Raw genomic sequence first — 19371 nt, forward strand, 5'->3', positions numbered from 1 at the left:
ATCCTTCCAGCCGGGCCGGCGCCGCACCATCGCGGCGCCGGCCCGTATTTCCGTTGCGGCGGCCCATCGGGCCGCCGCAACGTTCTCTTCCATCCAGGGCCTACCGTTGACGACTGAATTCCTGACGGCCTTCGCGCTCGTTCTTGTGCTCGAAGGCATCGCCTACGCTCTTTTTCCTGACATGATGCGGCGTATGCTGGCGCTGGCGCTGATGACGCCGGTCGGACAGTTGCGGGTTGCCGGACTGGTCGCCGCGATCTGCGGCGTTGGCTTGGTCTGGCTGCTGCGCGGCTGACTAAGAGCCTGCCGGACGGCGAAGAAAAATAATAAGTTCGTCAGACAGCCAACCGGACGCCTTACTTTTAACGCTGAATAGCGTTTATTATTCCTGTGACGACGAAAGCCGTTCCCGGCATGACCGGGCCGGGCGGTTTATACACGGGCTGACACCCGGCAGTTGGAGCGCATTCCTTGGGAGCGCGCCTACGCACCGGCGGCGGCTGCTGGCGGGTGCATAATGAAGCAAGGAGAGAGCTTCCGTGACGAATAGTGCTCAAGGTAATGCCGCACACGGGAATGCCCCAGGACAGGACGGAGGAAACGACATGACGATCGTCGCCGGGCAACGCCGCCCCGGAAGGTTCCAGGAGGGGTGGTTCCGCTGGGTTGCCGGTTTGCCGGTGGTGGCACTGCTGCTCTTTACCTCCATGCCCTTGGCGCAGGCCCAGGCCCGCTCCAACGCGCCGGAGAGCTTCGCCGACCTGGCCCAGAAGCTGCTCCCTGCCGTGGTCAACATTTCGACCACGCAAAATATTCCCGAGCGACGCGGCCCCGGTGGCGCCGGTCCCCGTCCGGGTCCGGAGATGCCGCAGTTCCCGCCCGGATCGCCGTTCGAGGAGTTCTTCCGCGACTTCTTCGACCGCCAGGGCCGTGAACAGAACGCGCCGCCCCGCCGAGCCACCTCGCTCGGCTCGGGGTTCGTCATCGACGCCGGCGGTCTGGTGGTGACCAACAACCACGTCATCCAGGACGCCGACGAGATCAACGTGATCCTTCAGGACGACACCAACCTGAAGGCCGAACTGGTCGGCCGCGATACCAAGACGGATCTGGCCCTGCTGCGGGTCAAGACCGACAAGAAGCTGACGGCGGTGACGTTCGGCAACAGCGACGACATGCGGGTCGGCGATTGGGTGTTGGCGATCGGCAACCCGTTCGGCCTCGGCGGCACCGTGACCGCCGGCATCATCTCCGCCCGCGCCCGCGACATCAACGCGGGGCCGTACGACGACTTCCTCCAGACCGACGCATCGATCAACCGGGGCAATTCCGGCGGTCCGATGTTCAACATGAAGGGCGAGGTCATCGGCATCAACACGGCGATCTTCTCGCCCTCCGGCGGCTCGGTCGGTATCGGCTTCGCCATTCCCTCGACCCTGGCGCGCAGCGTCGTGGCCCAGCTCCAGGAGTTCGGCCGGACCCGGCGCGGCTGGCTCGGCGTGCGCATCCAGGGCGTGACTCCCGAGATTGCCGAGAGCCTGGGGCTGAAGGCCGTGACCGGCGCCCTGGTCGCCAGCGTCACCGCCAATGGCCCGGCGGCCGATGCCGGCATCCAGGCCGGTGACGTCATCCTGACCTTCGACGGCAAGGAAGTGAACGAGATGCGGCGCCTGCCGCGCGTCGTCGCCGAAACCGGCGTCGAGGAGAAGGTCCCGGTCAAGCTGTGGCGCCGCGGCAAGGAACAGACCGTCCAGGTCAAGGTCGGCGAGCTCGAAGCAGCCGAGGAGTCCGGCGCCCTGGCCGCCATCCCCGACGAACCCACACCTGCGGCGCCGGAATCGGTCGAGGCGCTGGGGCTGAAGCTGACCAACATTACGCCGGAACTACGCCAGCAGTTCGACATCAACGAGCAGCTCAAGGGCGTGCTGGTGACGGAGGTCGCCGGCAACAGCGCCGCCGCCGAGAAGGGTCTGCGTCCCGGCGACGTAATCGTCGAGGTGGCCCAGGAGGAGGTTGCCACTCCGCAGGACGTGGCCGCCAAGGTCAAAGCCGCCCGCGACGCCAACCGCAACACTGTGCTGCTGCTGGTGGACAGGCAGGGCGACCTGCGCTTCGTGGCGCTCGGCGTGAGCTGAGGAAACTGCCGGGGACCGGTTCAGGACAGCCTGATCCGGTCCCGCAGGGCGGAAGATCTACAGGTCAGGGTTTTAAACCATTGACCGCATGTTTGGTCAGCGAACAAGGACCCTTGGACTCAGCGAGCATCCGAAGAAATTGTTTGCGCGGTATTCGCGACGGATGAATCAGCCGGTGAGATTTTGATCAGCTTTATGCCGTCGGATGTGCATATTTCGACCATGTCATCGGCATAAGGCTCAGCGTCCAAAAGGCCCGGCCACAGAGAAAATGACAACGCAAGGACGGTCGATCCGGCCACCAAGCTTGATATCATTGTCAACCAATGGACTCCGCTCCTGCTCATCGCGCGGTTCCCGAATGCATGTTCAAGCAATGTAGATCATTCAAACCGATGTATTGCGATCTATAAAGCTGGGTATCGGGAGTACATTGTTTTTCTGCCGAATCAGAAGATCGATACCAGATAGAACGAGGCCGATAAGGTCATCACCGGGCCTATCATGTCGGGCGAGATCGATTGGCTGTGACTGGCGTTTGCGGTTGGCGTATGCCATTGTAATCGAGATAATGACAATGGCCTGGGAGCCATGGGCCGGATCGAGCACGAAGATCATCGCGGACAGCGGAAGGTGAAGTCGTACTGGCGTCGCCTTCTCGCGTTCATCGCGATCTGCACTTTGCTCATCCAGGCAATCGTCCCTGAGTTGGCAATGGCCGCGCGAGAAGCGGCAGCCCAGCAGAAGTCCGCTATCGCGATTTCTGTTGCCGGGATGCACCAAGACCATGGCGGGCACGAGCACGGGGCCGCCGAGAAGTCCCCGGAAAAGCCGGAGAAAGACCAGCCCTCCTCCCACGACAGACACGAACTCTGCCCCTTCTGTTTCGTTAAGTCGATCCAGGTGCTGCCGTCGATGTCCGGTGCGCAAGCCTTGCCAACTCCGGACTTCTTCAATGTCTATCCGATCACAGACGCAGCAATGCCGTTCGTCTTGCTGCAATTCCTGTGTTGCCTGCATCCGCGCGCTCCGCCGCTCGAAGTTCGAGTCTGATCCCTCATCAGTTGCTGGCGTTCCAAAATACGTCAGCCCGATCTTTCGTCCCGATGGAGACAATCATGAAGCACGTCCACATGGTGGCGTTCGGCACCGCGATTCTTTGCCTGGCGAGCGTCAGCGCCGCCTTTGCGCATGCTACGCTGGAAACAAAGGAGACCCCAGCGGGCAGCTTCTATAAGGCCGTGGTCCGTATCGGACATGGCTGCGAAGGCTCGCCCACGACCGCGATTCGCGTCCAGATCCCCGAAGGGGTCATCGCGGTCAAGCCGATGCCCAAGCCGGGCTGGCAATTGACGACCAAGGAAGGCCAGTACGCCCAAGCCTATGACTACTATGGTGAAAAGTTGACCAAGGGCGTCACGGAGGTGTCGTGGTCCGGCGGCAGCCTGCCCGACGCTTGGTATGACGAGTTCGTTTTTCGAGTCAGGATGCCGGATAGCCCGGCCGGCAGCGTAGTCTATTTTCCCATCGTGCAGCAGTGCGAAAAGGGCGCGCACCGGTGGATAGAGATCCCGGAGACGGGCAAGGTGGCTGACGACTACAAGGAGCCGGCTCCCGGCGTGACCATCACCGCCAAACCGTAGGTCCATCTGCTATCCGGAGTATAGATGTGGCGCCCATTTCTTCGGTGGTGACCACCCGGTTGATCGTGGCCTTGGCGGTCTTGTCGATCTGTCTTCTCATGGCATCGGCTGCTTGGGCCCATGCGGTCGTGCTCGAGACGAGTCCGGAAGACGGCGCTGAGCTGAGTACGGCTCCGAGGGAAATTTGGCTGCGTTTCAACGAACCTGTTGTTCCGGTTTCGGTACGTGTGCTCGACGCGTCGGGAACCGCGATAACTTCGCCGGAAGGTGTATCTCGCGAGGCGGAAACTGTCCGCGTTGCCCTGCCGGATGGCATGAAGCAAGGCGGATACGTCATCAGCTATCGGGTGACATCGGGCGATGGTCATCCAGTGGCAGGCTCCATCGTCTTCGGGATTGGCACAACTCCGGAGGCGGAGCCGGCTGACACGGCAGCGTCCGATGGTGCCTTCTCTATTATCTCGGTCGCGGCCGTGACAATGCGAGCGCTTCATTACGGAACGTTGCTGGCCACTGCCGGCGGAGGACTTTTCATAGTCCTCGTGCTGGGGCACGGGACGGCGTCGAGCGCAAGCCTGACAACCGGCTTGTGCCTTACCGCGATAGTCGCCGGGGCCACGTCGGTACTCGGAGTCGGTCTTGCCGGGGCAACCCTGCAAGGATTTTCCGTGGACGGCCTGCTGACGGCGGAAGTCTGGCGGACCGGATTGGCGAGCTCTGTCGGCGTCGCCGCTATGGTGGCGTTTTCAGGATTGCTGTCCAGTGTCGTGGGACTGGCGCTGAAAGGCAGGGTAGGTAACGTCGCCTTGATTTGCGGAGCATTGCTGGCGGCAGCCTCGCTAGCCGCGACTGGTCATGCGGCGACGGCACCGCCCGAGTGGCTGAGCCGGCCCCTGGTATTCGTCCATGGCCTTATGGCGGCTTACTGGGTCGGCGCCTTGTGGCCGCTCGTCAAGGTCCTGCGCGAGGCGCCGGCGGATGAGGTCATCTACGCCGTGCGCCGGTTCTCAGGCATTGCGGTCATCGCTGTCATCGTGCTGGCAGGAGCCGGCGGGGTTCTGAGCGTGCTTCAGCTCGGTGCAATGGACGCCGTGACGAACACCCCATACGGTTGGGTCTGGCTGGTCAAAATGACGCTGGTCGCGGCTCTTCTGTCCCTTGCGGCTCTCAATCGCCAGCGCTTGAGTCCGGCACTGGTCAAGTCGACGACCAGGGATGGGGCTTCCGCGTATCTGCTGCTGGACCGCAGCGTCCGGACCGAGATCGCAGTGGTCGCGGTCGTCGTGCTGGCGACCGCGAGTTTCGGTCTGACGCCGCCGCCTCGGGCTCTCCTGACCCAGGACGGCGCCGGAGAAAGTCGTCGCCACGATCATGATCCTGACGGAGCAAGGCCTGCAGGAGAGCGGCACGGCTATACCACGGTCGTAATGGCGGGACAGCGCATGGCGACCATCGAGATCGACCCGGCGCAACCCGGCCGCAATCGGTTCAAGGCATACCTGACAGAGCCAGGCGGTTCGGTCGTGAAACCGTTGGAGGCGCACATCGATATGGCCAATCCCGGAGCGGGTATCGAACCGATCACCCGTTCCCTGAACATCACGGCGCAAGGGACTGTCGACGGTGAAATCGATCTGCCCATGGCCGGTCGCTGGACGTTGGCTCTCGACGTCCTGATTGACGATTTCGAGAAAGCCGTCTTCAGGACTGAACTAAACGTCCCAGAGGGTGCGGGACCATGAAAACTCAGATGCGGTGAAGCGGCAAAACATCGATCGAGAGCGGCTACTCTCAGTTCTTCAAACAACCTGCGATAAACAATCAGCAATCGGAAACAAGGTCATGAACATCAAGAATGTGGCAATCAATCTCGGCATGGCGCTTTGTCTGGCCGGATGGTCTGGAAATGCCGGGGCGCATGGTTACAAGGCAGGCTCGATCGAGGTCGAGCATCCCTGGGCGCGTTCGACCGCGCCTTCGGCACCTAGCGGCGCCGTCTACATGGTACTGAGCAACGAGGGCAAGGATGCGGACCGTCTGATCTCCGCGTCGACCCCGATCGCTGAAAAGGCCGAACTGCATACACATATCGCCGATGATGGGATCATGCGGATGCGTCCGGTCAGCGCGGTCGAAGTCGTTCCCGGCTCACCGACGCCGTTCGCGCCGGGTGGTCTGCACGTCATGCTGCTTGGGCTTAAGCAGTCGCTGGTTAGCGGCAAGGCCTTTCCCCTGACGTTGAACTTCGAAAAGTCCGGTTCTGTTACCATTCAGGTCGAGATCCAGGGCGCTGGGGCAATGCAACCCTCCCACGGGGGCAGCGAATTGCCGAAGTGAACCGGACCCGTTGAAGTTCAATTTGCGACGGCCGCTCTGACACCGGCCCTTCGGATGACCATCTCCGGCGGGATCACGACGGGAATTGTCATGCACGATGATTGGGGAGTCATGCAGGGACTCCCCAATCAATAGGAGGACGCGATCTAATAGTATCGAAGGCTTCTTCGCATACGAATTCGGCTTTGCCGGTAAAGCCGAAAAAGACTAAGGGCCACCCAAAGGCAGCCCTTAGTCTTTTTCGTACCCCTGTTATCCAAGGGAGAATTTGGTGGGTGCACAAGGACTCGAACCTTGGGCCCGCTGATTAAGAGTCAGCTGCTCTACCAACTGAGCTATGCACCCTCTGTATTCCGCGCCGCGATCCGGTGTTTTGCACCAGCGCCCGGCGACGAGGGGTAGATAGCAAAGCGCTCCCGGCTTGTCGATGGCAAAAAAACGCTTTCACGACAGTTTTTTAACTGCCTCACCTCGATGGCCTTCTCAGAGATCTCCCGCCATCGTCCGCCGGGTGATCCGGATGTCGCGGTGGATGTAGACGGACATGACGAGGCCGAAGCCGAACAGCACGGTCAGCATGGCGGTGCCGCCGTAGGAGATCAAGGGAAGGGGGATGCCGACCACGGGGATCAGGCCCATCACCATGGCGATGTTGATGAAGACGTAGAGGAACAGGTTGGTGGAGACGCCGAGCCCCACCAGCCGGCCGAACTGGTTGCGGCAGCGGAGCGATATGACGATGCCGTAGGCGATCAGCAGGCTGTAGAGCAGCAGCAGCCCGGTGCCGCCGATCATGCCCAGTTCCTCCGCCAGCATCGTGAAGATGAAGTCGGTCTGCTTTTCCGGAAGGAAGTTCAGGTGGCTCTGGCTCCCCATCAGGAAGCCCTTGCCGGCGATGCCGCCGGACCCGAGCGCGATCTTGGACTGGGTGATGTGATAACCAGCGCCGAGCGGGTCGTTTTCCGGGTTCAGGAAGATCAGCACGCGGTTCTTCTGGTAGTCGTGCAGGAACTGCCACGCGACCGGGATGGACGCGGCGGCGCCGGCGAGGACGATGCCGAACTTCCACAACCGCACGCCGACCAGGAAGAAGATGGCGCCGCCGACCATCATGACCATCAGCGCCGTGCCAAGGTCCGGCTGCTTCATCACCAGTCCGACCGGGGCCAGCACCATCAGCAGCGGCACGATCAGGAAGGTGGGCCGGCCGACCTCCTCCAGCGAGGCGCCGTGGAAGTAGCGCGCCAGCGCCAGCACGATGGCGATCTTCATGATCTCCGACGGCTGGATCTGGATCACGCCGAGATCGATCCAGCGCTGGGCGCCCATGCCGATCTCGCCGACGATCTCGACGGCGATCAGCAGGACAAGAGCCACCGCGTAGATCGGATAGGACAGGCGCAGCCAGATCCGCAGGTCGATCAGCCCGACCGCGACCATGACGCACAGGCCGATGCCGAACCGGGTCGCCTGCCGCGAGGCCCAGGGATCGATGCTGCCGTTGGCGGCGGAATAAAGCATTGTCCAGCCGACCGCCGCGATGGAGGTCAGCAGCAGGATCAGCTTCCAGTTGATCTGCCAGAGCTTCTCGCCCAGGCTGAGTTCCGGCTGGTGGCCGAGGTAATCGCCGCTCATCCGCCGACCTTTCGCGCAGCGCCCCGATTGACGGCAATCGCAGCCGCCGGTTCCACCACGGGTTCCGCCCGCGAGACCTGCGCCGAGCCCCGCGCGCTGTCGCGGCGCTGGACCTCCAGCAGAAGGTCGCGGGCGATGGGCGCCGCCACGGCGGAACCGCCGCCGCCATGCTCGACGATGACCGCACAGGCATAGCGCGGCGCGTTGATCGGCGCGTAGCCGACGAACAGCGCGTGATCGCGCTGACGCCAGGGCAACTGATCGTTCTTGAGGACGCCGGTGCTGCGTTCCGCCATGGTAATGCGACGGACCTGACTGGTGCCGGTCTTGCCGCCCATCTCGAAGCCGGGTTCAGTGATGCGCATCTTGAAGGCCGTGCCGTCGCCCTGGTTCATGACGGCGTTCTGCCCGGCGAGCGTGATGTCCAGATGGGCTTTGCTGATGCCGATCGCCGGCCATGCCGTCTGTTCGCCGGCGCCGCGCTCGATCTGCCGGGTCAGGTGCGGCTTGACCGCGAAACCGCCGTTGACCAGCCGCGACTGCATCACCGCGAGCTGGAGCGGGGTCGCCAGCACATAGCCCTGGCCGATCGCGGCGATCAGCGATTCGCCCTGCGTCCAGGATTTCCCGAGGTTGGCCTGCTTCCAGTCGCGGCTGGGGATCAGTCCGGGCCGCTCGCCGGGCAGGTCGAGTTGCAGCCGCTGTCCCAGACCGAAGCGCTTCGCCATGTCGTGGATGCGGTCGATGCCGATCCGCTTCGCCAGATCGTAGAAGAAGGTGTCGCAGGAATGCTTGAGCGCGCCGACGAAATCGACCGTGCCGTGTCCGCCCTTCTTCCAGCAATGGAAGCGGTGGTCACCAAGATCCATGTGGCCGGGGCAGAACACGCTATGCCGGGGGCCGACGATCCCGCTGTCCAAGGCGGCCAGCGCCACCATCATCTTGAACGTGGAGCCCGGCGCGTACTGGCCGGCCACGGCCTTGTTCGACAGCGGCGTGGTCGGATCGGACAGCAGTTCCTCCCACGTCTCCGCGTTGATGCCTGTCGTGAACAGGTTGGCGTCGTAGCTGGGGTGGGAGGCCATCGAGTAGATGCCGCCGGTATGGACGTCCATCACGACGGCGGCGGCGCTCTTCTCGGCGTTCAGCCGGTCCTGGGTGTATTGCTGCAACCCGATATCGATCGTCATCGTGATGTCGCGGCCAGGCTGGCCCTCGTCCCGTGACAGTTCGCGGATGACGCGGCCGACCGAGTTGACCTCGAGCTGGCTGGTGCCGGCGACGCCGCGCAGGCTGGCATCGTGGAACTTCTCGACGCCGGCCTTGCCGATGCGGAAGCCCGGCAACGTCAGCACTGGGTCGCCGTTCAGTTCCGATTCCGAAACGACCCCGACATAGCCGAGCAGGTGGGCCGTCGCGGCCTCGTAGGGATAGTTCCTCAGTTCGCCGACGTCGATCGACACGCCGGGCAGGTCGGGGGCGTTGACCTCGATCATGGTGACCTGTTCCCAGGTCAGGTTCTCCTTGACCGTGACCGGGACGAAGGCGCGCTTTCGCTGGATCTCGCGGGTGATACGGCGGTAATCGGTGTCGGTCAGCGGGACGATTTCGGAAATCAGGTTCAGCATGCGGTCGATCTTGCGCGCCTGCTCGGACACGATCACGACGCGGAAGTTCTGCTGGTTGACCGCCAGCGGAACGCCGAACCGGTCGAGGATCTGCCCGCGCGAGGGGGTCAGCAACCGCATGTTGATGCGGTTCTCCTCCGCCAGCATGGTGTAGCGGTCGGACTGCAGGACCTGGAGATAATACATGCGGCCGACCAGGGTCGATATCAGGCCGGCCTGGATGCCGCCCAGCATCAGCGCCCGTCGGGTCAGGCTGCGGTATCGGTCGGTATCGCGCTCCACCATGGCGCAGGGTTTCCGGTCAGTGCTGGAGGAACGCCCGGTGGATGCGCATAAACATCCAGCCGAACGGGGGAAACAGGACCACGGTCATCAGCGCCTGCATCAGGGCCGGGTCGGGCGACAGCAGGCGCAGGTTGAGGATCGAATAGGCAAGCCACCCGACGAAGCCGGCGCCGAACGCGATCAGCGCGAAGCCGAACCAAAGCATCGCGAAGGACGTGCCCAGGAAGAAGCGCCGCTGGGTCAGCACGCCCCAGTAGACCAGTACGTAGATCAGCGGCGTCATGCCGAGCGGCGTGCCGCTCAGCAGGTCCTGCAACAGGCCGAGACCGAAGGCGAGGCTGGGCCGCAGCAGGTCGGGCCGGTGGATCACCCAATAATAAAGCGCCATCAGCGGCAGGGCAGGGGCTATCGCGGCGTAGCCCGGCAGGTGCAACGGCGCCATGCCGATCAGCATCAGCGCCACCGTCACCGCCAGCGGTGCGATGTTGCGTCCGGCCTGATCGATCTTGCCCCAGAACCCGCCCGTCATGGAAAACGCTCAGTCAATGTCCCTGTGTATTCGCTCACTGAAGGCCGCCGGCGCCGATAGCGGGATCGTTGGCGCCAAGGCCGCCGGGCAGCCCGAAATTGACGAGTTGGAGATGTTCGACGCGCCCCAGATCCACGTAAGGCTGAACCCTGACCGAGTTGTCGCTGACGCTCGCCACCAGCCCGATCGGCAATCCCGGCGGGAACATGCTGCCATGACCCGACGTGACGATCCGGTCGCCGACCGCGAGCGAGACATCGCCGGGCAGGTAGAGCAGCTTCGGCTGGCCGGAGTTGTCGCCGGCCATCACGGCGCGCTGGCGCGACGGTTCGATGACTACCGGAATGCGGGAGTTCAGGTCGGTGACCAGCAGCACGCGTGACGACCATTCGCCGACCTGCACGACCCGCCCCATCAGCCCTTGTCCGGCGACCGCCGCCTGACCGGGCCGCACGCCGTCGCGATGACCGGCCGTGGTAACGACGGTGCGGACGAAAGCGCCGCCGGGATCGGCCACGACCCTGGCCGTGATGTAGGAGGACGCGAGTTCCGGCTTGTAGTTGAGCAGGCTGCGCAGGCTGCGGTTCTCGGCGTCAAGGCGTTGCGCCGCCTGCTGCCAGCGGAGCAGCGAGGCGTTCTCGTTCCGCAGGCGCTCGTTTTCGCCGTGCAGGTTGATGACGTCGTGGACGCTCTCGACGAACCGGGCCGCCGTCGCCGCGGGGCGGGAGATCGCCTCCAGGATAGGCGTGAAGGCGTCGGTCACGCGGTTGCGCATGCCTTCGACCAGCACCGTGTCGATCTTGCCGACCATCATCAGGGCGATGGCGGCTAGTACGAGCAGAAGAAACGAGAATCGCTGGGCCAGCGCGCGTAGGGGAGCGGCAAGACGAACCACGGAGCCGGTGGTACGTGACTTCACTGGACCTTCCCTATGCTAAGAATGCCGGTCCCAGGCCGATCCCGGACCTGTGGCGCACCAAGCGATACGCCGGACCATGGAAGGACCGGAGACCGCGAGCTTCATGTGCCGTCACTCCCAATAAGGGGGTGGCGGCTCGCTATATGGATATCAGGAGTACATCTGGATGAGAACGTGCTTAAGCGTCTTCATCTCTTCGAGAGCCCGGCCTGTGCCCAAAGCCACACAGGACAGGGGGTCGTCGGCGATGGAGACCGGCAGGCCGGTTGCATGCCGCAGCACGTAGTCGATGTTGCTCAGCAGGGCGCCACCGCCGGTCAGGACGATTCCCTTGTCGACGATATCGGCGGCCAGCTCCGGCGCGGTATGCTCCAGGGCCACCTTGACCGCTTCGATAATGGCGCTGACCGGCTCCGCTAGGGACTCGGCGATCTGGCGCTCGCTGATGATCAGTTCCTTGGGAACGCCGTTCATCAGGTCGCGGCCCTTGATCTCCATGATCCGGCCTTCGCCGTCCTCCGGCGGGCAGGCGGAGCCGATTTCCTTCTTGATCCGCTCCGCGGACCCTTCGCCGACCAGCAAATTGTGGTTGCGGCGGATATAGCCGATGATCGCTTCGTCCATCTTGTCGCCGCCGACGCGGACGGAGCGGGAGTAGACGATGCCGCCCAGCGACAGTACGGCGACTTCCGTCGTGCCGCCGCCGATATCGACGACCATCGAGCCGGTCGGCTCCGTCACCGGCAGGCCGGCGCCGATCGCGGCCGCCATCGGCTCCTCGATCAGGAAGACGCGGCGGGCACCCGCCGACTCGGCCGACTCCTGGATGGCGCGCCGCTCGACGGCGGTGGAACCGGACGGAACGCAGATGATGACCTGCGGGCTGGCGAAGCTGCGCCGGTTATGCACCTTGCGGATGAAGTGCTTGATCATCTCCTCGGCGACATCGAAGTCGGCGATGACGCCGTCCCTCAGAGGCCGGATCGCCTGGATGTTGCCGGGCGTGCGCCCAAGCATCATCTTGGCTTCGTCACCGACCGCGAGGACCTGTTTCTTGCCGCGGATAGTGGCGATCGCTACGACAGAAGGTTCGTTCAGGACGATGCCGCGACCCTTTACGTAAACGAGGGTGTTGGCCGTGCCCAGATCGATTGCCATGTCGGCCGAGAGGACGCCGAGCAGTTTGGAAAACATGGAGTTGATTAACTCTTTATCCGGTTGAGACGGCGCATCCGAGGCAACGACGGTTCAGGGGCGAACCGCCGCTTGGGGTAATCTGGATGGCGGATCATAGACGATCCGCCGCCCTTTTCCATAGAGCAACGCCGTAAATCACTCAAGCGGAGAGTGCTTCCGGCGCAGTTTTCTGACGCTTGGTCAGCAACTTGTTCAAAGCGTGCACGTAAGCGCGGCAGCTTGCCACCAGGGTATCGGTATCCGCTCCCTGACCGTTCACGGTCTTGCCGTTCTCCTCCAGCCGCACGGTCACTTCCGCCTGGGCATCGGTACCTTCGGTGACGGCATGGACCTGGTACAGCTGCAGGCGGGCTTCGTGAGGGAACAGGGCGCCGATGGCGTTGAAGGTGGCATCGACGGGGCCGGAGCCGGTGGCAGTGGTGCTGACGAGCTGGCCGTCGATCTCCAACTCCAGCTCGGCCTTCTGCGGTCCCTTGGAACCGGCGACGACCATCAGCGAAACGAAGCGGATGCGCTCGTTGGTGCTGCCGATGCTGTCGTCGACCAGCGCCACGATGTCCTCGTCGAAGACGTCCTTCTTCTTGTCGGCCAGATCCTTGAAGCGGACGAAGGCTTCCTCGATGGCATTGTCGCCCAGCGCGTAGCCCAGTTCCTTCAGCTTGGCGCGGAAGGCGGCGCGACCGGAATGCTTGCCCATGACCAAAGTGGACCGGTTCAACCCGACCGACTCCGGAGTCATGATCTCGTAGGTCTGCGCGTTCTTCAGCATACCGTCCTGGTGGATGCCGGATTCATGCGCGAAGGCGTTCTTGCCGACGATCGCCTTGTTCGGCTGGACGACAAAGCCCGTCACGGCGGAGACCAGACGGGACGCAGTCATGATCTGCTCGGACTTGATATCGGTGGTGTAGGGCATGGCATCGGCGCGGGTGCGCATCGCCATGACGATCTCTTCCAGCGCCGCATTGCCGGCGCGCTCACCCAGGCCGTTGATCGTGCACTCGATCTGCCGGGCGCCGGCGGCGACGCCGGCCAGCGAATTGGCGACCGCCAGACCCAGGTCGTTATGACAGTGGACGGAGAAGATCGCCTTGTCGGCGTTCGGCACCCGGTTGATCAGCATGGTGAACAAGGCGGCGTATTCGTCCGGTACGCCGTAGCCGACGGTGTCGGGGATGTTGATCGTCGTGGCGCCGGCCTTGATCGCGGTCTCGACGCAGCGGCACAGGAAGTCGTGCTCAGTGCGCGAGCCGTCCTCGGCGCTCCACTCGACGTCCTCGACCAGATTGCGGGCGTGGGTGACGCTGTCCCAGATGGCTTCCAGCACCTTTTCCGGCTCCATCTGCAACTTGTACTTCATGTGCAGCGGGCTGGTGGAGATGAAGGTGTGGATACGCTTTTGCTCGGCGAACTGCAGCGCCTCGGCGGCGCGGTCGATATCGCGGCGGTTGGCGCGCGACAGGCCGGCGATGGTGGATTTCCTGATGACGCGGCCGATCTCGCGCACGGCTTCGAAATCGCCGTTGGATGCGATCGGAAAACCGGCCTCGATCACGTCCACGCCCATCTCTTCCAGCACGTGGGCGATGCGCAGCTTCTCCTCCAGGTTCATGGAGGCGCCGGGCGACTGCTCGCCATCGCGCAACGTGGTGTCGAAGATGATGACGCGGTTGGCGTCAGCGGCGGGGGCGGCGTTCGGAGAAGACGAAATGGCGTTCATGGAACCTGTTCCTTCTGAGCTTCCCGGTGTCCGCGGCCCCGAGGGACCTGCAGGCGAACGATACCGGAATTATCGATGCGACCGTGACGAATGGCGCTGAGCGCCATGATCCCCCTGAACACCTGTCAAACGAGACGGCGGCGCTCAGGGGCGCATAAGTCGCAGAAGGAGAGCCCCATGCAGCCCACGGGCAGACAGCAGCACGTCGGACTCACCGGCGAAGCGCCGCACGCGCACATCACCACGGCTCCCACGGGGGGCCTTCGTGAAGTCGGTCATGCGAAACTGCGTTTTCACCAATGTCTGCCTTCGGTCAATCGACCGTCGACCAGGGAAGGTCGGGAGGTCGGCTGCTGGTGCCAGGATGGCGCCTTATGGTTAAGTCTTCGTTAAAGCTCGTGCCGCCAAGCCACGTCGAGCATCGCTGCTCAAACCTTATGACGGGACGCTATCTCTAATTCAAACGCGGGGTTCCCCGCAACCGTTTTCCATAGCCAAGCTGGTAGTCCGACCTGAATCTTCATCCGGCGGCGCGGGCCGGACAAGGCTGTGACATAAATGGGGCGCAAAGACGCCAGTTTATGACGTTGGGGGTAGGAAATTGTTTCTTAAAGATAGGTCGCGTTGCGCTTCGCCAAGGCCATATCATAATCAAGGATGCGGCGATCCTCAGATCAGCCGTGAACCGATACATTGTTAACTGTCGTCGCGATCGAATGTCACATGGTCCCAAAAGATAAATTCGGGAAGTACGATTTATCGAAGTCTGTGGGAACAAAGAGGGCGTTTAAGGTTTTATGTCCCGGAGGTCCGTCTGCTGGTTCGCGTTTCGCGTCCAGCCGTAAGCTCCGGGATGGTGGCTCATCCAAGCAGATCGGGTTCGCCACCGTCAAGGTGGTTCAAGCTCGGTCAGGAAGTGGTCAAATGGTATTGCGCTCAACCATCTCATGCGTAAGTAACAGGGCGAAGAGCGAAATGTCCGGGGAGGCCGTCAAAAATGTCTGAAAACACGCTCGACCGGTTGGAACAGGAAATCCCGGCTCTGCGCCGTTTCGCGCGAGCATTGGTAGGTCATCCCGAGCGGGCTGACGATCTCGTACAGGACACTCTGGAACGGGCGTTGACGCGTCTGGACAGTTACACGCCCGGTACCAACATGCGTGCTTGGCTATTCACGATCCTGCGCAACGCGCACATCAACGAACTGCGCCGCGCCCGCACCACGGCGACGCCGGACGAGACGCTGGAGGCCCTGAGCCCGCCGGCGCCTGCCGCACAGGAGCACGGCCTTGCAGTGCGTGACCTTGAGCGCGCCCTTGCCCGCCTGACTCCCGAGATGCGTGAAGTGCTTCTGCTGATCGGCCTCGAGGGCATGAGCTACGAGGAAGCCGCCGATGTGCTCGGCGCCAAGGTCGGCACCGTCAAGTCCCGTCTCTGCCGTGGCCGCGAGGCGCTCCGCCGCCTGATGGACGGCGAAGTGGGCGAGGACGGCATCACCCGCCTGCCGGGCCGTCCGCTGACCCCGGCCACCAGCCGCGAGATGGCCGCCGTCGTGCTGGCCTTCCAGCGCTCCGCCGCAGCCGCCGCGCGGACGGTCCATGCCGGCGCCGAAGTGGTCGACTTCACGGAACGCCGCACCGGGACGTAAGTCCCGTTGCGGGTTTGAACAGAAAAAGGCCGCTGCCCGAAAGGGCAGCGGCCTTTTTCTTTATCTTTTTTCCTCCTCTCCCTCTGGAAGAGGGTCGGGGTGAGGGTGCATGGCGTAAGTTCCTGCCGGGCCCTCCCCCTAACCCTCTCCCAGAGGGAGAGGAGACAAAGTATTGAGAGCGGGAACTGCTTAGTTCTTGCTCTTGTCGACCAGCTTGTTGGCGGCGATCCAGGGCATCATGGCGCGCAGCTTCGCGCCGACTTCCTCGATCGGGTGCTCGGCGTTGCGGCGGCGCATGGCCTTGAAGCTCGGCTGGCCGACCTTGCATTCCTGGATCCAGTCGCGGGTGAAGCGGCCGCTCTGGATGTCTTCCAGCACGCGCTTCATCTCGGCTTTGGTCTCGGCGGTCACGATGCGCGGGCCGGTGACGTAGTCGCCGTACTCCGCCGTGTTGCTGATCGAGTAGCGCATGTTGGCCATGCCGCCCTCATAGATCAGGTCGACGATCAGCTTGACCTCGTGCAGGCACTCGAAATAGGCCATTTCCGGCGCGTAGCCGGCTTCGACCAGCGTCTCGTAGCCGGCCTGGATCAGCGCGGTCAGACCGCCGCACAGCACGACCTGCTCGCCGAACAGGTCGGTCTCGCACTCTTCCTTGAAGGTCGTCTCGATCACGCCGGCGCGGCCGCCGCCGTTGGCCGAGGCGTAGGACAGCGCCACTTCCAAGGCGTTGCCCGAGGCGTTCTGGTGGACGGCGACCAGCGAGGGCACCCCGCCGCCACGCAGGTATTCGCTGCGGACCGTGTGGCCGGGACCCTTGGGGGCGATCATGAACACGTCGATATCGGCGCGCGGCTCGATCAGGCTGAAGTGGATGTTCAGGCCGTGGGCGAAGGCGAGGGCGGCGCCTTCCTTCATGTTCGGAGCCAGATGGTCGCGGTACAGGTCGGCCTGAAGCTCGTCCGGGGTTAGCAGCATGATCACGTCGGCGACCTTGGCGGCCTCGGCCGGGGTCATCACGGTGAAGCCGGCGGCGGCTGCCTTGGCGCCGCTCGGGCTGTTGGGCCGGGCGCCGACGATCACGTCCTTTACGCCGCTGTCGCGCAGATTGTTGGCATGGGCATGGCCCTGACTGCCATAGCCGACGATGCAGACTTTCTTGCCCTTGATCAGGTTGACGTCGGCATCACGATCGTAATAGACGCGCATGGTGGTATTTCCTCGGTTTTTCGCTTCAGACAGCTTTACGCTGGGGTTGGAGGCTGGGGATAGTCTTGCATTTCCGCCTGTTCTTACAGGCTGGCGGCGCCTTTGGAAATGGCCGCGACTCCGGTCCGGCTGACGTCGACCAGACCAAGCTGGCGCATCAGGCCGATGAAGTCGTCCAGTTCGGCGGCGGAGCCGGTCATCTCGAACACGAAGGAGCTGAGCGTGGCATCGACCACGCGCGCCTTGAAGATGTCGGCGATGCGCAGGCTCTCGATCCGGCGGTCGCCGGTGCCGGCAACCTTGATCAGGGCCAGTTCGCGCTCGATATGCGGACCTTCATCCGTTAGGTCGCGGACCCGGTGAACCGGCACCAGCCGGTCGAGCTGGTTCTTGATCTGCTCGATGATCATGCGGGTGCCGCTGGTGACGATGGTGATGCGCGAAACCTTCTGCTCCGCATCGACCTCCGCCACGGTCAGGCTCTCGATGTTGTAGCCACGGCCGGAGAACAGGCCGATGACGCGGGCCAGCACGCCCGGTTCGTTATCGACCAGGACGGAAATCGTGTGCTTTTCGATGGTGGTTTCCACGGAACATGGCTCCAGATGGGAAGTGGCGGCAGGTGGTTCAGGCGCATTGCGTCCGGCCCCGGACCTTAAGCCCGGAGCCGGCCTTGTCGTGACCGCGAACGAGCGGCCGCCCTATACCAGAACCATGCCCTCTTCGGGAGTGGCTTCGCCGGCCCTTGTCTCTTCGCCCATCTGGTCCGCCGGGCCGAGCAGGATCTCGTTGTGAGCCCGGCCGCCGGGAATCATCGGGAAGCAGTTTTCCTTCTGATCGACGCACATGTCGACGATCACCGGACGTCTGATGTCGATCATCTGGTTCAGGACGTCGTCGACTTCCGACACCTTGGTCGCCCTCAGGCCGACGCCGCCGAAGGCTTCCGCCAGCTTGACGAAGTCCGGCAGGGCCTCGCTGTAGCTCTGCGAATAACGGCTGCCGTGCAGCAGTTCCTGCCACTGGCGGACCATGCCCATGTACTGGTTGTTCAGGATCAGGATCTTGACCGGCAGATTGTACTGCACGGCGGTCGCCATCTCCTGCATGTTCATCATGAACGACGCCTCGCCCGAGATGTCGACCACCAGGCTGTCCGGGTGGGCGATCTGGGTGCCGATGGCGGCCGGCAGGCCATAGCCCATGGTGCCCAGGCCGCCGGAGGTCATCCAGCGGTTCGGCTCCTCGAAGGGGATAAACTGGGCGGCCCACATCTGATGCTGGCCGACCTCGGTCGTGATGTAGGTGTCGTGCTTGCGGGTCAGCTCGCGCAGCCGCTCCAGCGCGTATTGCGGCTTGATGATCGGGTCGGTCTTGACGTAGCGCAGGCAGTCGCGGCCGCGCCATTCCTCGATCTGAGCCCACCACTGCTTCAGCGCCACCTGGTCGGGCCGCTTCTGGCGGGCCTTCCAGATGCGAATCATGTCTTCCAGCACGTGAGCGCAGTCGCCGACGATCGGGATGTCGACCCGGACGTTCTTGTTGATCGAGCTGGGATCGATATCGACGTGGATCTTCTTGCTGTCCGGCGAGAAGGCGGACAGCTTGCCGGTCACGCGGTCATCGAACCGCGCGCCTATGTTGATCATCACGTCGCACCCGTGCATGGCGAGGTTCGCCTCGTAGGTGCCGTGCATCCCGAGCATGCCCAGGAACTGGCGGTCGGAAGCGGGATACGCGCCCAGGCCCATCAGCGTGTTGGTGCAGGGATAGCCGGTCATCCGGACGAACTGGGTCAGCAGCTTCGACGCCATCGGGCCGGAATTGATCACGCCGCCGCCAGTATAGAAGATCGGGCGCTTGGCGTTGGCGATCAGTTCGACCGCCTGTTCGACCAGCGAAAGGTCGGGCTTGACCTGCGGACGGTATGTCTTGTGCTTGACCTCGCCCGGAGGGACATAGGTGCCCTCGGCGAACTGAACGTCCTTCGGAATGTCGATGACGACGGGACCGGGCCGGCCGCTACGGGCGACGTAGAAACCCTCGTGCATCGTCCGCGCCAGGTTGTTGACGTCCTTCACCAGATAATTGTGCTTGGTGCAGGGGCGGGTGATGCCCGTCGTGTCGGCTTCCTGGAAGGCGTCGTTGCCGATCAGGTGCGTAGGCACCTGACCCGTCAGGCAGACGATCGGAATGCTGTCCATCAGCGCGTCGGTCAGGCCGGTGACCGCGTTGGTGGCGCCCGGGCCGGACGTTACGAGAACCGCGCCGACCTTTCCGGTCGAGCGCGCGTAACCTTCCGCTGCATGGACAGCAGCCTGTTCGTGCCGCACCAGGATGTGGCGCAGGTCGTTCTGCTTGAACAGGGCGTCATAGATCGGAAGTACCGCGCCGCCCGGATAGCCGAAAATTACGTCTACGCCCTGATCCTTCAAGGCCTTGATGACGATCTCCGCACCGGTCAGCTTGTTCTCGGACATCTTGAA

General features: G+C 63.4%; 16 protein-coding genes and 1 tRNA gene. 7 read left to right on the plus strand and 10 right to left on the minus strand.

Going from position 1 to position 19371, the window contains the following annotated elements:
• Nucleotides 1–106: 106 nt before the first annotated feature.
• From N826_RS07920 to N826_RS07945, 6 genes are all read left to right on the plus strand, one after another.
• Nucleotides 107–295 carry a DUF2065 domain-containing protein gene (locus N826_RS07920; protein ID WP_044427357.1) on the plus strand — a complete coding sequence of 63 codons (189 nt, stop codon included), beginning with the start codon at nucleotides 107–109 and terminating at the stop codon, nucleotides 293–295.
• Nucleotides 296–605: 310 nt separating this feature from the next.
• Nucleotides 606–2135 (plus strand): DegQ family serine endoprotease, encoded by a 1530-nt coding sequence (locus N826_RS07925; protein ID WP_084720578.1) that lies wholly within the window; start codon nucleotides 606–608, stop codon nucleotides 2133–2135.
• Between the two features lie 591 nt (nucleotides 2136–2726).
• Entirely contained in the window at nucleotides 2727–3188 is a 462-nt protein-coding gene (locus N826_RS07930) for a DUF2946 domain-containing protein (protein ID WP_044427359.1), read from the plus strand.
• A 65-nt stretch (nucleotides 3189–3253) separates the two neighbouring features.
• On the plus strand, nucleotides 3254–3778 hold the full coding sequence (locus tag N826_RS07935) for a YcnI family copper-binding membrane protein (RefSeq protein WP_044427361.1): 525 nt from the start codon (nucleotides 3254–3256) through the stop codon (nucleotides 3776–3778).
• Between the two features lie 98 nt (nucleotides 3779–3876).
• Nucleotides 3877–5520 carry a copper resistance CopC/CopD family protein gene (locus tag N826_RS07940; protein ID WP_244619464.1) on the plus strand — a complete coding sequence of 548 codons (1644 nt, stop codon included), beginning with the start codon at nucleotides 3877–3879 and terminating at the stop codon, nucleotides 5518–5520.
• A 100-nt stretch (nucleotides 5521–5620) separates the two neighbouring features.
• Nucleotides 5621–6115 (plus strand): copper chaperone PCu(A)C, encoded by a 495-nt coding sequence (locus N826_RS07945; RefSeq protein ID WP_052830915.1) that lies wholly within the window; start codon nucleotides 5621–5623, stop codon nucleotides 6113–6115.
• A 269-nt stretch (nucleotides 6116–6384) separates the two neighbouring features.
• On the opposite strand, the gene N826_RS07950 is transcribed toward N826_RS07945, so the two are convergent.
• The 7 genes from N826_RS07950 to N826_RS07980 form a co-directional block, all read right to left on the minus strand.
• Nucleotides 6385–6460, minus strand: a tRNA-Lys gene (locus N826_RS07950).
• 138 nt (nucleotides 6461–6598) lie between these two features.
• The gene (gene rodA / locus N826_RS07955; RefSeq protein ID WP_147040246.1) at nucleotides 6599–7750 is read right to left on the minus strand and encodes a rod shape-determining protein RodA; all 1152 of its coding nucleotides are present in this window, start codon (nucleotides 7748–7750) and stop codon (nucleotides 6599–6601) included.
• Nucleotides 7747–9663: a penicillin-binding protein 2 gene (gene mrdA / locus N826_RS07960; RefSeq protein ID WP_044427366.1), complete on the minus strand. Its 1917-nt coding sequence runs from the start codon at nucleotides 9661–9663 to the stop codon at nucleotides 7747–7749. Before mrdA ends, rodA begins: the two co-directional genes overlap by 4 nt.
• A 16-nt stretch (nucleotides 9664–9679) precedes the next feature.
• Complete coding sequence (gene mreD / locus N826_RS07965; RefSeq protein WP_044427369.1) at nucleotides 9680–10192, minus strand: rod shape-determining protein MreD; 513 nt, start codon at nucleotides 10190–10192, stop codon at nucleotides 9680–9682.
• 34 nt (nucleotides 10193–10226) lie between these two features.
• Nucleotides 10227–11111, minus strand: a complete 885-nt coding sequence (gene mreC, locus N826_RS07970) for a rod shape-determining protein MreC (RefSeq protein WP_044427372.1) — start codon at nucleotides 11109–11111, stop codon at nucleotides 10227–10229.
• A gap of 150 nt (nucleotides 11112–11261) precedes the next feature.
• Nucleotides 11262–12305, minus strand: coding sequence for a rod shape-determining protein (locus N826_RS07975; protein ID WP_044427376.1), 1044 nt, complete (start codon nucleotides 12303–12305; stop codon nucleotides 11262–11264).
• Between the two features lie 142 nt (nucleotides 12306–12447).
• Nucleotides 12448–14028 (minus strand): 2-isopropylmalate synthase, encoded by a 1581-nt coding sequence (locus tag N826_RS07980; protein ID WP_044427379.1) that lies wholly within the window; start codon nucleotides 14026–14028, stop codon nucleotides 12448–12450.
• 997 nt (nucleotides 14029–15025) lie between these two features.
• Between N826_RS07980 and N826_RS07985 the strand changes: the two genes are divergently transcribed.
• Nucleotides 15026–15676: a sigma-70 family RNA polymerase sigma factor gene (locus N826_RS07985; protein ID WP_063772219.1), complete on the plus strand. Its 651-nt coding sequence runs from the start codon at nucleotides 15026–15028 to the stop codon at nucleotides 15674–15676.
• 189 nt (nucleotides 15677–15865) lie between these two features.
• Here N826_RS07985 and ilvC read toward each other — a convergent pair whose 3' ends face one another.
• The 3 genes from ilvC to N826_RS08000 all read right to left on the minus strand — a co-directional run bounded on the left by ilvC (nucleotide 15866) and on the right by N826_RS08000 (nucleotide 19365).
• Nucleotides 15866–16885: a ketol-acid reductoisomerase gene (gene ilvC, locus N826_RS07990; protein WP_044427382.1), complete on the minus strand. Its 1020-nt coding sequence runs from the start codon at nucleotides 16883–16885 to the stop codon at nucleotides 15866–15868.
• 83 nt (nucleotides 16886–16968) lie between these two features.
• The gene (gene ilvN, locus N826_RS07995; RefSeq protein ID WP_044427385.1) at nucleotides 16969–17475 is read right to left on the minus strand and encodes an acetolactate synthase small subunit; all 507 of its coding nucleotides are present in this window, start codon (nucleotides 17473–17475) and stop codon (nucleotides 16969–16971) included.
• Nucleotides 17476–17586: 111 nt separating this feature from the next.
• Entirely contained in the window at nucleotides 17587–19365 is a 1779-nt protein-coding gene (locus N826_RS08000; protein ID WP_044427388.1) for an acetolactate synthase 3 large subunit, read from the minus strand.
• Between the last annotated feature and the right edge of the window lie 6 nt (nucleotides 19366–19371).

This window comes from Skermanella aerolata KACC 11604 (assembly GCF_000936425.1).
In the GTDB taxonomy this organism is placed as follows: domain Bacteria; phylum Pseudomonadota; class Alphaproteobacteria; order Azospirillales; family Azospirillaceae; genus Skermanella; species Skermanella aerolata.